At 44.8% G+C, this 15,625-nt stretch carries 8 protein-coding genes; 3 read left to right on the top strand and 5 right to left on the bottom strand.

What is annotated here, in order from left to right; genetic code table 11:
• Positions 1 to 84 precede the first annotated feature (84 nt).
• The 3 genes from ybeY to rnr all read right to left on the bottom strand — a co-directional run bounded on the left by ybeY (position 85) and on the right by rnr (position 7,149).
• Positions 85 to 501, bottom strand: a complete 417-nt coding sequence (gene ybeY / locus QE390_RS07680; protein WP_307141700.1) for an rRNA maturation RNase YbeY — start codon at positions 499 to 501, stop codon at positions 85 to 87.
• A 226-nt stretch (positions 502 to 727) separates the two neighbouring features.
• Positions 728 to 4,183, bottom strand: coding sequence for a DUF4175 family protein (locus QE390_RS07675; protein ID WP_307141699.1), 3,456 nt, complete (start codon positions 4,181 to 4,183; stop codon positions 728 to 730).
• A gap of 581 nt (positions 4,184 to 4,764) precedes the next feature.
• Complete coding sequence (rnr, locus tag QE390_RS07670) at positions 4,765 to 7,149, bottom strand: ribonuclease R (RefSeq protein WP_307141698.1); 2,385 nt, start codon at positions 7,147 to 7,149, stop codon at positions 4,765 to 4,767.
• Positions 7,150 to 7,372: 223 nt separating this feature from the next.
• On the opposite strand from rnr, the gene QE390_RS07665 reads away from it, so the two are divergent.
• The 3 genes from QE390_RS07665 to QE390_RS07655 all read left to right on the top strand — a co-directional run bounded on the left by QE390_RS07665 (position 7,373) and on the right by QE390_RS07655 (position 9,918).
• A complete protein-coding gene (locus tag QE390_RS07665) occupies positions 7,373 to 8,404 on the top strand; it encodes a rod shape-determining protein (protein ID WP_106636421.1) in 1,032 nt (343 codons plus the stop codon).
• Between the two features lie 80 nt (positions 8,405 to 8,484).
• Complete coding sequence (mreC, locus tag QE390_RS07660; RefSeq protein WP_106636420.1) at positions 8,485 to 9,321, top strand: rod shape-determining protein MreC; 837 nt, start codon at positions 8,485 to 8,487, stop codon at positions 9,319 to 9,321.
• 93 nt (positions 9,322 to 9,414) lie between these two features.
• Positions 9,415 to 9,918, top strand: a complete 504-nt coding sequence (locus tag QE390_RS07655; RefSeq protein WP_307141697.1) for a hypothetical protein — start codon at positions 9,415 to 9,417, stop codon at positions 9,916 to 9,918.
• Positions 9,919 to 10,253: 335 nt separating this feature from the next.
• On the opposite strand, the gene QE390_RS07650 is transcribed toward QE390_RS07655, so the two are convergent.
• Together QE390_RS07650 and tatC are read right to left on the bottom strand one after the other, a co-directional pair.
• Positions 10,254 to 14,201, bottom strand: coding sequence for a S8 family serine peptidase (locus tag QE390_RS07650; protein WP_307141696.1), 3,948 nt, complete (start codon positions 14,199 to 14,201; stop codon positions 10,254 to 10,256).
• Positions 14,202 to 14,596: 395 nt separating this feature from the next.
• Complete coding sequence (gene tatC, locus QE390_RS07645; RefSeq protein WP_307141695.1) at positions 14,597 to 15,487, bottom strand: twin-arginine translocase subunit TatC; 891 nt, start codon at positions 15,485 to 15,487, stop codon at positions 14,597 to 14,599.
• Positions 15,488 to 15,625: the final 138 nt, after the last annotated feature.

Below are 15,625 nucleotides of genomic sequence, written 5' to 3'. Positions count from 1 at the left end.
GGGCTGTGTGAATTTTTGTAATTTTTGAATGTTTCACGTGGAAACTTATTTTTTTATCAAAAAGTAATGTTTCACGTGAAAATATTAAGGTCTTAAAGCCAGATAGTGAGACTCTAAACGACGCATTTCAGCTTCCTCTTCATCCGTCTTATCCAGATACCCCGAAAGGTGTAAGACGCCATGCACGAGTACCCGACAAAGCTCGTCGTAAAAAAGAGTATTGAGTGAACGGGCATTGTCTTCAACTCGTTCCACGCTTACAAAAATATCTCCGCTTAATAGACTCTCTTCTTCTGAGTTATCAAACGTAATGATATCTGTATACGTATCATGATTCAGATACTCAACATTGATCTTGTGTAGATACTCGTCAGAGCAGAAAATATAATTTAACTCATGGATTTTAAATCCTTCAGCCAAGGCAACCGTATTAAGCCAGCGACGAGTTTTTTGTGGAAATGGGACTTTAAATTCTACGTCCTCTATGAAATAGCGAATCATTCAGAAACAAATTGAGAATCACAAAGATAAGGCGAATTCAAGTAGGATAGAAGCCTGAAAATGAAACGGTGGATAACTCTGTGGAAAACCCAGTGGATAAGATCGTGCATAACTAACGACCTGACTATTAATAACGTACAAATGGGTACTGCAATCTAATAATCATAGCGATCACGAATCTGGAACAAGAAAAAAGCTGAACCTTTCGATTCAGCTTTTGATAGGATTAACGAAGTTTTTTAAAGTACTGATCCACTTCCTTTTTATAGAACGGAGCCAGAGAGGGCGGAACCGTTCGTAATAACTCGGTCTGCTTTTGCTTCTCCTTTACGTACTGTTCAAAGGCAGGGGGGACTTTGGGAGGCAGGGGTTTTGCCGTTTCTGATTTCCTTTTTTCGTCCTCTTCCTGTTGCTGAATCGCCTTTTCAGACTCCAGTAAGCGGGTCAGAATATCCTTATTACGGTTAATGGTATTTGGAGTAAGCCGCTTATTAACCAAATCTTCTTCCGTCTGATCCATCTTTTTCATAAGATCATTCGCTTCGTTTTGCAATTTCTTACCTGCCTCTGTTCCTTTCAGCCGTTCCATAGCTTCCTGCAATTGTTTGCGAATAGCCGCCTGTTGAGCAGCCATCTGTGCCATTTGCTCGGAGAATTGTCGACCCTGTTTATTACCACCCTGCTGCATCTGCTGCATTTGTTGATTCATTTTCTCCTGCTGTTTACTCATGCCGGGGGCGTTGCCTTTTTGTTTTTTGCCTTTTCCTTTGCCGGAAGCCATCATATTCATGGCGTTATCCTGCATTTGCTTGAGCACGTCCGAGAGCATCAGGGCCAGGTTATTCATGTTCGTCATGGCAAATTGCTGGCGAGCGGTGGCTTGTGACAGTTTCCGCTCACGGATCGACTTGGCAGCATCGTCCATGTTTTTCTTCATACTGCCTACTTCGCGGGTAACAAATGCTTCAATTTGCATGACGCGTTTCGCCAGGGAGTATAAACTGTCTTCAATGATCTTGGCATCATCCTGCATTTTGATTTGCTCCTGAGCCAGTTTTACGAAGCGAGGATCAGCCAGTTGAATGCCCCGGAACTCCTTCATTAAGCGTTCCTGATCAAAACTCAGATGAACCAGATTTTCCAGAATATCGCGTAGGTGATCCATGTTTTCCTGATTCTCTTCCATCTCCGCTTCCTGTTTCATGTCCGACAGTTTCTGAGCCAGTTTCTGCATTTGCTGGGCGGCCTGCTTCTGCTTTTTAGCGGCTGATTTCTGATTGCCCTGCTTCATATCCTGCATGCTCTGTTCCTGCTGTTTGGAGATGTCTTCCTGCTCTTGCTTGCCCATGTCCATGTTTTCCATGTCTTTGAGCTCTTTATTTAGTTCTTCCACCTGCTTCAGCTCTTCCTTGACATTCTTCATGTCATCCTGTAGTTTCTGCTGTTCCTGCTGAAGGGGAGAGGCATTTTCATCGGCCTTTTGACTCTCTTTAGAATCCTGATCTTTCTGGTCGGTGTTCTGATTTTTCAAGGAATCCGTTTCGTTCTTCCCATTTTTAGGATCCTTGGAGTCTTTGTTATTTGAATCGTTCGGCTGATTTTTATCTGATTTCTGATCTTTACCCGGATCCGTTTTCTGAGCTAATTGTTCCTGATTTTCAGCCAGTTTTTTTAACTCTTCGATAGACTTATCCAGCTTTTGTTCGCGTTGCAGACGCTTGAATAACTGCATCGCCCGATCCAGATCTTTCTCGGCATTACGCTCCTTTGACTTCAGGCGATCCAGTAAGTCCAGCATGCGTTCGTCCTGATTTTTTTCCAGCATTTCCTTGAGCTGCTCATAGAGTTTATCCGAGTCGTTTTTCATTAACTCATTCATGAGCTTCTGGAGCTGCTCGAACTTCTTAGCTAACTCGGGTTTCTGTTCACTGAAACGTTGCTGCTTTTCGGTTAAGCTTTGGTTCAATTCCTGTAACTGCCGGATTTCATCCTGTAGTTCCTGCCGCTTTTTCAGCAGTTCTTCTACCTGTTTTTTATCCTGATAATCCAGATCACGTTTGTTCTTCAGGCGAGTTTCCAGAGCTTCGAGTTCCTTTTTGAGTTGCTGAGCTTTACTCAAAGAGCGGTCCATCTGATGCTCGGTTTTATCAATGGCCTGTTCAATTTCTTTGTCAATCGCTTTTTTAGAGGGGATGGAATAGTTCATTACGCCCGTCTTGGCTGCTTTTGCTCCATTGACGCCATCATTATCCCATACCTGAACGAAGTATTCAATCTTATCGCCCGGGGCCAGTTTAAGACTATCAGTAGACCATTGGTAATAAAAACTCTGAATGGTTTGGCCTTTAGAGAAGGGGATACCCAGAGAAGCATATGCTTTAGGCTCAGGCTTGCCTTCCCGCTGGATGCGATAAAAAAGTTTGAGATTCGATACCCCATAGTCATCCCCAATGTTTCCACCTAACACCAGATAGTTATATAAAGTAGAATCGCGGTATTGTTCGAGTGAAATGGTAGGATACTTATCGGGAATTACGTTCAGGAAAAAGCTAACCGGCTCGCGATTGTTAGCGTATTTATTTTTCAGAAAAACCTGATACTCGCCGGATTTACGAGCTTGTTTAACAAAAGAAAATCCTCCAATCATGGCCTTTTTTGCAATCTGCTGTCCGGTTTCTCCTTCAAAAGCCAGGTTAACGGCATCTGTTTCAGACGCGTCAAATTCCCATTCAATACGGGTTCCTTCAGGAACGGAAAGGTTACCCGTATTTTCTACGGATTCAGTAGGTTTATTAAGATAAGCCGGGTAATGGAGATTCACCGCAAAGCCTGTCAGATTAGGTCGGGCAATGAGATCAATTTCGTACGCATGAGAGGTATAACCCGCTGCTTCAAACTTAAAATCAATATCCTGTTGCACTTTGCGGAAGGTGTATTGGTAATGCCGCTGATCGGTCGATTCCATTTTGAAGCGTCGTCCTTCGAAAGTCAGATACACGGCTTCGGGAATGGCTTCGCCCTGAAGCCTTAATTGGACGGTATAGTCCTCGTTTCTAAAAGCTTGTAATTCTTTGTTTTCAAGCAGGAAAGTAAAGGGAGCCTCTTCCGCAAATTCATTGGTGAAATAGACAATCCGCGTCGTGGATTTGGTAAAAAACTGCGGCCAGACAAGGAGAATGGCTGCTATGACCAAAGCCGGTATCGCTACGAACTTGATGTATCTTTTATTCTCATTGAGCTTAACCGCATCCGCAAATTTGACCAGCGTCAGTTGCTGTGACTTCTGCTCAATAGAAGCCAGGATTAACTCGTTCTGGTTATGATTCAGTCCAACGAGTTGAAGCGTGTTTAGTAATCGATCACCCACTTCCGGGAAAAAACGTCCAATCTGCTGAGCGGCTTGTTCATTGGAAAGGGGCTTCTGTTTTCCGTATAAATACACCAATGGTTTGATTACCCAGAAGATGATGGAAAACAGAAAGACGGCAACAAAACCAAAGAAGAGAACCGTGCGGAAGATGGTGCCGAAATGGCCGAAATATTCGAGGGTATTCAAAAGCAAATAAGCCGAAAGCACCACGGCTGCCGAAAAGAGAATACCCTTTAACAGCAAGTTGGTATAAAACTTTCGCTTGTATTCGTCCAGTTGCCCTAATAGAGTAGAGATTGGAGAGTGTTGCATAAGAGTACAGAGGCCTTTAGAGTAAATGCTGTATGAAGCGTATACCGAAGTATAGATCAGTCGTGTATTTTAAACGATTTAAGTTACAAAAAATTTATTAATAACCGGTAAAAGCTTCGGTTTTCGTTTATTAATTGTTTGATAATCATATAAATACCTTAGAGACAATCTGTCAATGAAATTTAAATAAAAGTAAGTAGGCTTTTCCCTTCGTACGAGCGGGTGTAGAGCTTACTTGGCCTTGGGAAGGTTTCTTTGAATGTTACTTCCCCGGTCTGGATGGACCCGGATGAAATTCGGGGACACTGGTTGGTATTTATAATTATCGCACACCTGTGGGGACATCATATCCTCAGGGCCTGTCATCCAGAGCGAAGCGAAGGACCTTATTACCTTCTTCTAACTTATGGAGTCATGGGTACCATTATCAACCTAAAAGCCAAGGTCTATTGCTTCGTTCAAAAAAAGAGGTAATGGACTCTCTGATTGGTAAAATGTCATTTTGGGATTACCTCTCATCTTCTAAACAAAAAGAACCAGATCTTATCGACCCGGTTCTTACATAATCATTAATTTAGTAATTAGCGTTTTTTTCGAGAAGAACTATTCCGATTTTTATCTCTTGGCGAAGAGCTGGAAGGCTTACGATTTCGGTTACCACCGCCTCGATTACCACCCCTGTTACCTGAGGATGGAATGGGTTTGAGTCGGGGAGACTCGCCCGTAGTCAAGATGCCTAATAATTCCAGATCAATGATCCGGCGACTTAAGTTGGCTTCTTTTACCTTCACCCGAACGTTATCTCCAAAGTTGATAATACGTCCTGAATTCTGGCCTACTAATCGGAAATTAGCAGCATCCAGATCATAATAATCATCTTTCAAATCACTCAGACGAATCATACCTTCACTGGCGGTTTCTTTGATTTCCACGAATAGACCAAACTCGGTAACACCTGAAACCATACCGTCGAAGACTTCGCCTTGATGCGACTGCATGAACTCAACCTGTTTGTATTTAATACTGGCCCGTTCAGCTTCGGCGGCCATTTTCTCGCGTTCGGAGCTGTGCTTACAGCGACCTTCGTATTCGTTCCGGTTTTCTGAATTGCCGCCGTCCAGGTAATGTTGAAGCAAACGGTGAGCCATCATATCCGGGTAGCGACGAATGGGAGAGGTGAAGTGCGAATAATGAGCAAAAGCCAAACCAAAGTGACCAATCTCTTCCGTCGAATAGCGAGCTTTGGCCATCGTTCGTACGGCCAGGTTCTCGATTAGGTTTTGCTCGGGCTTACCTTCCACTGCCGTCATCATGCGGTTGAGCGAGCTGGCGATGTTCCCCTCTACATTGACCTGATAGCCGAAACGAAGAGCAAAATCCGCAAAGGTCTTCAAGCGATCTTTATCGGGAGCTTCGTGAATTCGGTATACCATCGTATTACGAGGCTCGTCTTTCTTGAGATTAAAGACAAATTCCGCTACTCGCTTATTGGCCAGCAACATGAATTCTTCGATCAGCTTGTGAGCGTCTTTCCGAACTTTCTGATATACATCGAGAGGCTTCCCATTTTCATCCAGACGGAATTTAACTTCAACCGTTTCAAAATTGACCGCTCCTTTACGGAAACGCTCAGCCCGTAGTGTTTTGGCCAGATCATTCAACACGTGCAAATCTTTCTGGAAATTAACGGTGGCCTCTACCTTTCTCTTTCGGCCTTTGGGCTTGTCCGTAGCTTCTGGCGTGGCAGGCGTTTCACTTTCTGTTAATTCAGCTTCCAGTAACTCCTGAGCTTCCTCGTAACTAAAGCGTTTATCCGAGTGAATGATGGTTCGGCCAAACCATTCATTGATAATTCGGGCCTTATCATCGAGTTCAAAGACGGCTGAAAAGGTCAGCTTATCTTCATTAGGCCGAAGCGAACAAAGGTTATTGGAAAGCTTTTCGGGTAACATCGGCACGGTCCGGTCAACCAGGTAAACCGATGTAGCTCGGGCGTAGGCTTCTTTCTCCAACTCCGTTCCCGGCTGAATGTAATGGGTTACGTCGGCAATGTGAACGCCTACGCGGATATTACCATTTTCGAGATACTCTATGGAAAGAGCATCATCGAAATCTTTGGCATCGGCGGGGTCAATCGTGAACGTAGTAATGGGGCGGAAATCCCGACGCTTTTTAACTTCTTTCGGGGTGATCTTCTCCGGAATGGCTTCTGCCGCCGCCGTGATGTGTTCTGGAAATTCATTGGGTAAACCAAATTCGGCCAGAATTGCGTGCATTTCGGTGTTATTATCACCCGCATTTCCTAGTACAGTTTTAACCCTACCTTCGGCCCGCTGCCCTTCTACGGGGAATTTAGTAATCTCGGCGATTACTTTCTGACCGTCTTCTACGCCATTAAAATCTTCACTTCGAATGAAAAAATTCGTATAAATCCGGCGATTGTCGGGATAAACGAATCCATATTTTGGACTCATCTGTTCGAAAGTTCCTACAACTTCCTGCCGGGTTCGGTGAAGAACCTCCTGCACCTCGCCTTCGGGACGATAGCCAGAACGCTTACTGCCTTTCCAGATCGAAATCCGTACCTGATCGCCATCCATGGCAGAATTCAGGTTATCCGTTGGAACATATACGTCAGGCTCGTCGGGTTTGGCGTCGTCCAGCACAACAAACGCAAAATTTTTGTTGGTGTGTTCCACCCGGCCCGTGCGGTAACGTAAGCCCGTATCTACCTGATACTTACCTTGAGCAAAAAGTAATTTTCCTTCTTCATTGAGCTCTTCGATCATGAGGCGATAAATCTCCCGCAGGGACTTTCCCCGTACATCCATCTGATCGCATAACTCCGAAATAGTGAAGGCTTCTTTGTAATTAATATCAAAAAAAGAGTGAATTTCGGCTTTAAGTTGATTGAGGAAACGTTCTTCTTTCGTGACTGTATGATTTTCTTTTGAATTTTTTTTCATGTAAATTATATCGTTACGTACTGATTAACAGATGGTTGAGTGAATTGGTTCTGCGTTGGAATTTATTACATACAGATTGGAAATACCTATACTACCGGCAAATAACAACTAAAGTTAAAGTTGTATTATTTAAAAAACGTTTCGAAGATATTTCTTCGAAGATTGCCTAATTTTGCACATTCCTAAGAATTGAACTAAAAAAACTGACGCTCAGAGGCTTCCAATGGCATTATTCGATTTCCTAACCAGCGACATAGCGATCGATTTGGGCACGGCCAACACGCTCATTATTCATAAAGGCAGAATAGTAGTGGACGAACCCTCTATTATCGCCCTCGATAAAACCACTGGCAAAGTACTGGCCATTGGTCATCGAGCCATGCAAATGCACGAAAAAACCAACGAAAACATCAAAACGATACGTCCCCTTAAGGATGGCGTTATTGCCGACTTTACGGCAGCCGAGTTGATGATTCGGGGGATGATTAAAATGATTGACGAACGCAAAGGCATGCGTTTCTTCACCGCTTCTCACCGCATGGTAGTTTGTATTCCTTCCGGTATTACCGAAGTGGAGAAACGAGCTGTAAAAGATTCGTGCGAGCATGCCGGTGCAAAAGAGGTGTACATGGTACACGAACCCATCGCCGCAGCCTTGGGTATCGGTATCGATATTCAGCAACCCAACGGTTCCATGATTGTGGATATCGGAGGGGGAACAACGGAGATTGCCGTGATCGCACTTTCGGGTATCGTTTGTGAAGCATCCGTTCGCATTGCCGGGGATGTCTTTACCCGTGATATTGTGGATTACATGCGTCGGGAACATAACCTCCTGATTGGCGAGCGTTCGGCTGAGATGATTAAAATCGAAGTAGGAGCAGCCTTACCCGAACTGGAAAACCCACCCGCGGATTTCGAAATCCGTGGTCGGGATTTGATGACGGGTATTCCGAAAGAAATTAAAGTAACGTATTCGGAGATTGCATATGCCCTTGATAAATCGATCTCGAAAATTGAGGAAGCTACCATGAAGGCTCTTGAAACGTCACCTCCAGAGCTTTCGGCGGATATTTACCACAACGGTATTCACCTGACGGGTGGCGGTGCCTTATTACATGGATTGGACAAACGTCTGGGTGCAAAAACAAAACTTCCGATTCACATCGCCGATGATCCTCTGCGGGCTGTCGTTCGTGGAACGGGCGAAGTATTGAAAGATCTGGATAAATTTAAGGCCGTTCTTATTAGTTAATTTCAGGACAGCGTAAAACGTAAGTAACCCAGTCATCAACTGACTCGGTTACTTACGTTCTCATTTTTGCTTCCCGTTGCATGAATTCGCTTTTTGCTTTTATAGCCCGGCAGCGGGCCTTTATTTTATTCATCCTGCTCGAAGTTTTAAGCTTGTGGTTTTACTTCAAGTTTAACAACTACCCAAGCTCGATTTATTTCCACACGTCCAATTATTACGTGGCCAAAAGCCTTCAGTTACAGGCTTCCGTCACGCAATATTTGAATCTGGGGCAGGTAAATGCGGGCTTGGCGGCTGAAAACGCCCGTTTGAATGCGGAGTTAACCAAGCTCCAGAATAAACAGGTGCCTAGCGTTATTAACTACAAAGCGGATTCAGCGGTTGCTACGCGGTTCCAGCCGGTGGTAGCCAAAGTGGTGAAAAACTCCATCGTTGTGGCTCAGAATAACTACCTCACCCTCGACAAGGGCACAGCGGATGGCGTTCAGCCGGGAATGGGTGTTATTTCTCCCACGGGTGTAGTGGGTATCGTTAAAGGCTGCTCCGAGCATTTTTCTCTGGTAACTTCTATTCTGCACATTGATCCGCCCATGCGGGTTTCTTCGGAGGTACGACGTAGCGGAGAAATTGGTTCCAGCCGTTGGGAAGGACAAAATACCGAGATCGTGAAGCTCTTCGATGTGTCGCGTTATAAGTCGGTAAAAATGGGGGATACTATTGTTACTTCGCATTTTAACTCCGTTTTCCCGGCGGGAATTATGGTGGGAACCGTTAAAAAATTAGGGGTTAGTTCAGACCAGACGTTCTGGGATATTGATGTAAAACTTGCGACGGATTTACGTAACCTGTCCTACGTGTATATCATTAATAATCGCCTTCAGAAAGAGCAGGAACAACTCGAAAGTACCGTCAAGTAAAAGAGTTTAGCGGTTTGAGTTTAGGGTTTAGAGTTAATAACGAACTCCAAACTCCAAACATAAAAACCCTAAACCCAAACCGCATTTAACCCCATGAATCGAAATATTTTAGGTATTGCCTTTTGGGTAGTTCTTTACTTATTGCTTCAGGTCTTTTTCTTTCGAAGCATGATCCTTTTCGATCATGCCTTTTGCTTTATATACATTGCCAGCGTTCTTTCTTTGCCTTTTGATACTCCCAGAACCTGGGTGTTGTTGTTGGCTTTCGTCTCCGGCTTCTTTGTCGATTTCTATTATAATACGTTAGGATTACACGCGGCCTGTACGGTTTTTCTGGCTTTTGCCCGTCCCGGTATTCTGAGGTTATTAACACCTGCCCGAGGATACGAAGAACGTAACGAACCTACATTAGAAGTGATGAATCTCTGGTGGGTGATTCGCTATACATTCATTGCCGCATTACTGCATCATGCGTTACTTTTCAGTCTCGAATCTTTAAGCCTGGCTTTGATTGCTCCGACGTTGATTAAGATTATAGCCAGTACCTTTTATTCGACATTGGTTATCGTTATTCTTCAGTTCTTTAGAGGAAACTAGAGGTTGTACTGTGGTTAACTACTAATAATTCTTTCCTGTCATTCAGAGCGTAGCGAAGAACCTTACTTATGAGTTGCGAGTAATAGTTTCTGATTGAAATTAATGAGCCTTTTCCAAAAATAGTCCCATGCCTACAGAAGGTCTCTCTGCGTTCGAGATGACAGGCGAAGGAATAGACCACCATAAAAAATGCGACTCGTTTCAGCGAGTCGCATTTTCCTTTTATTCCCGTAGAGACGTTGATTGATCACGTTTCATGCTTCCCATTTCAATTAATCTGTTTACTGCAACCGAATTTGATTAGGCTAAACAGATTAATTGAGGTCTCTACGGACTTAATTCTTGATAAACCGTTGACTTACCCGTTCATGTTCGTCGGTAATCTGCACAAGATATAATCCGTTACTCCAGCGGGAAACGTCTACGTCAAGGTAATAACCCGTTCCTAACGGAGACATCTGCTGCGTTAGAAGCGTTTTCCCATCACTACTCAAAATAGTTGCCGAGACATTGGAAGCGGTAGGGTTATCATATTCAATGCGAATACGTTCCTGAGCCGGGTTCGGTGATACCTTGAAAATAGTTGCCTTCTGAACGGGTTCCACCGATGTAATAACCACGGTAACGGCCTGCGAACGGGCTTTACAACCAGCCGATTGCGTAGTTTCCACCTGGTAAGAACCCGATTGCCCAACCAGATAGGTTTGAGATGAGGCTCCCGAAATCAGCGTACTATCCCGATACCATTGATACGCCGTTGCTGTGGAAGAAGTTAGCTGTAAGTCCTGACGGTTAATGGTCGGAATCGTTACAGCCTGACTGCGTACCACTGTAGCGGAAGAGGTCGTCTCACAACCCGAAGGTTCCGAAACTTTTACTGTATAACTTCCAGCCTGGTTGAGCGTATACGTCGAAGAAGTGGCCCCAGAAATCGTCTGGTTTTCTTTGTACCATTGATAGATAAATCCAGTTCCAGTGTTAGCCTGTAAGGTGAGGGTTCCGTTCTGGCACACCAGGGCACTATCTCCGGCGGTAATGCGGGCAGGCGAGGTAACCGTTCCTACTGTTACGGGCACTGCAACCCGATTACTGGAACAACCGCTGGCTTTTACTTTCAGATCGTAGAAGTAATAATAGTAGGTATAAGCGGCACTACCAGCTCCATTCCCTGTAATCGAAAAGATATTACTGATACTGAATGGATAAGGCTTGGTACTACTGCTCAGGTTTCGGTAAATCGTAGCTCCATTGCCGTATGCAATCTGAATTTGATAATCTCCCGCTGGAATGTTCAGTCCGAGTGGGTAAATGGCTCCATTATCACTAGCGTCGTCCGTACTGGCACCCGTTGCCGCCGGATTTCTGGTAGCCGTTACATCCAGCGTTACACTGGAGAATATATTTCCCGAAGCATTAACAACCGAAAAAGTAATCGTACCGCTATTGCCAATGTATAATCGGGCACTTTCCAGTACTACCGGAATATCGGCATGTACAGTAATCGCAGGTGTAAACTGGTTATATCCACCACCCGGATAAACCGATTTATTAGCCGGGCCTACCGTGCCGCTGAATTCGTTCAGGCTGGCATAGATCATACCAGAGGCGGGTTTCTGAGTAATAGAAGTGGCATTACCAATGGCGAGTAAGTTACCTCCACTGGGCGAATCGTACCAGAAAGCAGTGCCGGAAGCAGAGTTTCGCAAGGTTACCTTCGTATCTGTTCCGCAGGTTTGAGCGGTAGCGACGGGAGTAACCAGGGCTGCACTCGTCCGCGTTTGCGTTAATCCATCATTGCTGGATTGTTGATCTCCCGGTAAGGCTGTGGTAACAGTAATGGTATACGTTTTGGTAGCTTCGGGTGTAAACGATCCCGTCAACCACACGTTTTTCTGCTGAAAGGCATTAATACTGGTCTGGCCGGAAAAGGTGGCTACTGTGGTAGATCCCTCTTTTATTTGAGCCGTAATGGGGATAGAAGACTGATTTTCTGTACCAAAATTCTTCACCGTTACCTGCACAGAAGTACTGCCGCCGGAACAGAAATTCGCTTCGGGCGAAAGCAATGCGGTTATGCCTACGTCTTTGGCAGGCGTAACAATTTTCAATGCGTATTGCTGCGTTTGTCCGGCAGTATAGTTACCGCACGCCGTAATAGCTGTTGAGCCTTCTTGAGTAATGATTCGTAAGGGAATGAATTGCCCGGTAGTGACGCCCGAAGGAATAGTAACGGTTCCGCTGAATAGGCCTCCACTTTGCAAAACGGATGAAGTTCCCAGCGTTTCATTCGCATCTTCGAAATCACCGTCCAGATTCCAGTCGGCAAAGAGTTTTACCGTTTTGCTGGTGCTGGTTCCGTTACAGTTTGCTACGGTAATTTCATAATTAATGGTTTGGCCTGTGGATACTTCAGCGATTTGGTCTGCAAATACGAGATTTGTTGAACAACCTTCGGGTAAGGCATTATTGATGGTACCGAAAACGACTTTACTGATTTTACTGACATTCGTATTGGTTGCCAGAGCCGAGCAGTAAGCCGTTCCGCCAATACCGCTCATGATTAAACTATAAGCCTGAGGGGCGGATAAGCTGTTTTTGTGAGAAACGGTAATGGTATAAGTCCGGCCGGGAACGGGATTCTCAATGACAACCTGCTCAACATTATCCCGGATATTATCTCCACGAGTGGCCAGAGTGGAAGGATTTTCAGGATCGAGAATGTAGGGAAGGCTGGTCGTTGTTCCGTCTGAAATTCGAATATCCAGGTCATTCACCAATCGGGGCGTACGGTTATTCAAAGCCGCCGCATTGACGGTTAAGGGCGTTGCTTCGGGATCAATCCAGGCGATGGTTACGACTAGCGGACCTTTACCGGAAGCAATCACTTGTTGCGTGTAGGTTTGCCCTGAGCTTAATTCGCGTTCAGCGATGGAGTAACTCTTATCCTGATTAAGAATAGCCTTGGCGGCTTTCTCCATGTTCAGTAATCCCCAGCCGTAGGTATAATCTGGCCCCTTGTTTCCGGCCTCATCTGCGGTATGGATTACTAATCCTTTCAGCGTGGAAGAACGCATGAACTGGTTGTTATTCTGCTGACTGTAAAGCTCCTGTAGCAAAAACAGACTTCCCGAAACGTTAGGGGATGCCATCGAAGTGCCTGAAAGCGTAGCATACGCATCGCGAGCCGACGAAGTAGAAGAAAGAACATTGACTCCATCGCCAACGATATCAGGCTTAATACGCCCATCGTCGGTAGGTCCAGTGCTGCTGAATGAGCCTAGCTGCACATCTGAAGCATAGTTATAACCCTGAGGTAAGCCATACACTGCTCCAACGGTCAGGATATTTTTTGCCGTAGCATAGGTTGGAATATTATCAAAAGCTCCATTGCTCTTGCGGACTTTCGTACTGGTTGTAGAACCCGAACCGATGCTATACGAAGCTCCGTCGGCGGGTTTGTTGGTTCCATTGGCATCGCGGTCATTACCCGCCGCAAAACAGATCAGGTAATTGGGTGAGTTAACGGCAATGCGATCCAGCGATTGAGCATTGGAGCTATAATAGCCAAATTTATAATCTTCTGTTTCGCTGACGGCATCGGTGCCGTACCAACGCCAGGTCGTGCCGTCTTCGTCCAGTTGCCAGCCCGCCAATTGTCCGTAGGAGTGATTGGAGATTAACAAACCCGAAGCAGCACTGGTTATTTCTGAAATATCATTGTTAAAATCCCAGGCCCGAAGCGAAGCTCCCGTAGACATACCTTTGGCTAATGGGTTAACTCCACTGGCAATCATTGTTCCGGCCACGTGCGTAGCGTGTGAGTTATTACTCGTGACGTTATCTACCTGCGTTACCCGACCTGAAAATTCCACGTGATCTGGGCGAACGGCCCCACCGTCCCATACGCCTAAACGGCCATTCATAACGGAGCTTCCACCCGTAAGACTTAATCCCAGACTTCCTCCCTTTTGAAGCGTATTTGTGCGGGTTGTTGCGGCGGCAATTACGTTCGAAAAAGTAGTTATATATACCGGTTCTCCGTGAGCATCAAGCCCTTGAAGTTTAATACGACGACCATTGGCATACAGCCGCTCGACAAACCAGCCGCGTTTATTGACAAGATCCAGAGCTTTCGTATAGGAGGTCTTTTCCTGATCGGCCAACTGGCGAGCCGCCTTTTCCAATAATTGCGTTTGTTTCTGTGAATAAAGTGAAAGAGGTTTTTGGGCCAGGGCAGGATAGAAGACCAATGATCCTAGTAATACCAGTATATATTTTTTCATTTCTTGCGGGGTTACTATTCAAAATACGATACGTTAAAAGTAGGGGTGATGTTGCAGGTTTCGACGGGTAATGCGTTGATTATTATTATTTGGCAAGGCACCTTAAAGTAGAGACGCGATTTGTCACTTCTGGTCAAAAAGATGATGATACGTTTCAGTAGGTTATCAACTTCTTTCCTTCATCCAGAGCGAAGCGAAGGACCTTATTATCTTCTTCTAATTTATTAGGTCATGAGGTACCGTTCATAATCTAAAAGTTTCCCCTGATCTCTCCATTCTTTTGAGAGATCAGTTAAGGAATATACGCCTGTTATCAACAGTGAAACTTCGACTGTGGGAATAATGGCAAATCGGTAACTAACAAAAAAGCCCCTGATTTCTCAGAGGCTTTTTTGTTAGTTATTTTCTCTAAATCGAGCTTCGTTTTCTTCTGCAATTTCGCTGGCAAGTCGGGCTTTTTCCCGTTTATTATTCACTCTTGCCGAAACGAAAATACTGATTTCATAAAGTAATAATAAAGGAGCCGTTACCAGCATCTGACTAAATACGTCGGGTGAAGGAGTAATAACCGCCGCGATAATCAGGATAACAATGAAGGCGTGTTTCCGATAGTCCCGCATAAACTTAGGAGTCATAATCCCCACCTGCGATAACACGAAAATGATCATCGGTAACTGAAACGTCAGACCGCAGGCCAGAACCATCATTACCAGCAAACTCACATAAGAAGAAATATCTACCTGATTTTGAATGGATTCATCAATCTTAAAATCAGCAAGGAAATTAATGGCTAGGGGACTGACCACAAAATAACCGAAGGTTACCCCGCAGAAAAACAAGAGCGTTACCCAAAATACTGACCCCCGGGAAGCACTAATTTCCACATCCCGAAGACCTGGTTTAATGAATCGCCATAATTCCCAGAAGGCATACGGAAAGGCTAGTGATAAACCAATGAAAAAGGAATAGGTAATGGCCATCATGAATTGACCCGTCATTTCCCGGTTAATCAGAATGAAGTCAATTTTCTGAACGCATAAATCAGGAGCATTCACGATCTGGGCTAAATCGCAAAGCTTGCGATAGGTCCAGAAATCGGGTCGGCTGGGAGCCAGGATAATGCCATTCCAGATTTCGTTATGAAAAGCAAACGCCAGAACGGTAAAGACGATAATGGCCGCGAGTGCCCGGATGATGTGCCAGCGAAGTTCCTCCAAGTGTTCAATGAAGGTCATTTCACCGCCCGTTTCTTCTTCATTTTCGTCCCAATGTTGATCCAGAGGCATTGTATAAATGTTAAATATGAATAAAAATTTCGGCTATACTGATGTTCAAAAGAGTAAATTAATAGATCAGAGCCGAACGTTTCAACCTTTGACTATCCATTTTTTGCTCTTCAATAAAAAAGATCGTTTGAAGCAGTT

The sequence above is a fragment of the Siphonobacter sp. SORGH_AS_1065 genome (genome assembly GCF_030818595.1).
GTDB lineage: Bacteria > Bacteroidota > Bacteroidia > Cytophagales > Spirosomataceae > Siphonobacter.
The sequence above is the reverse complement of the archived record's forward strand: the minus strand, read 5'-3'. Positions and strand labels throughout refer to the sequence as shown.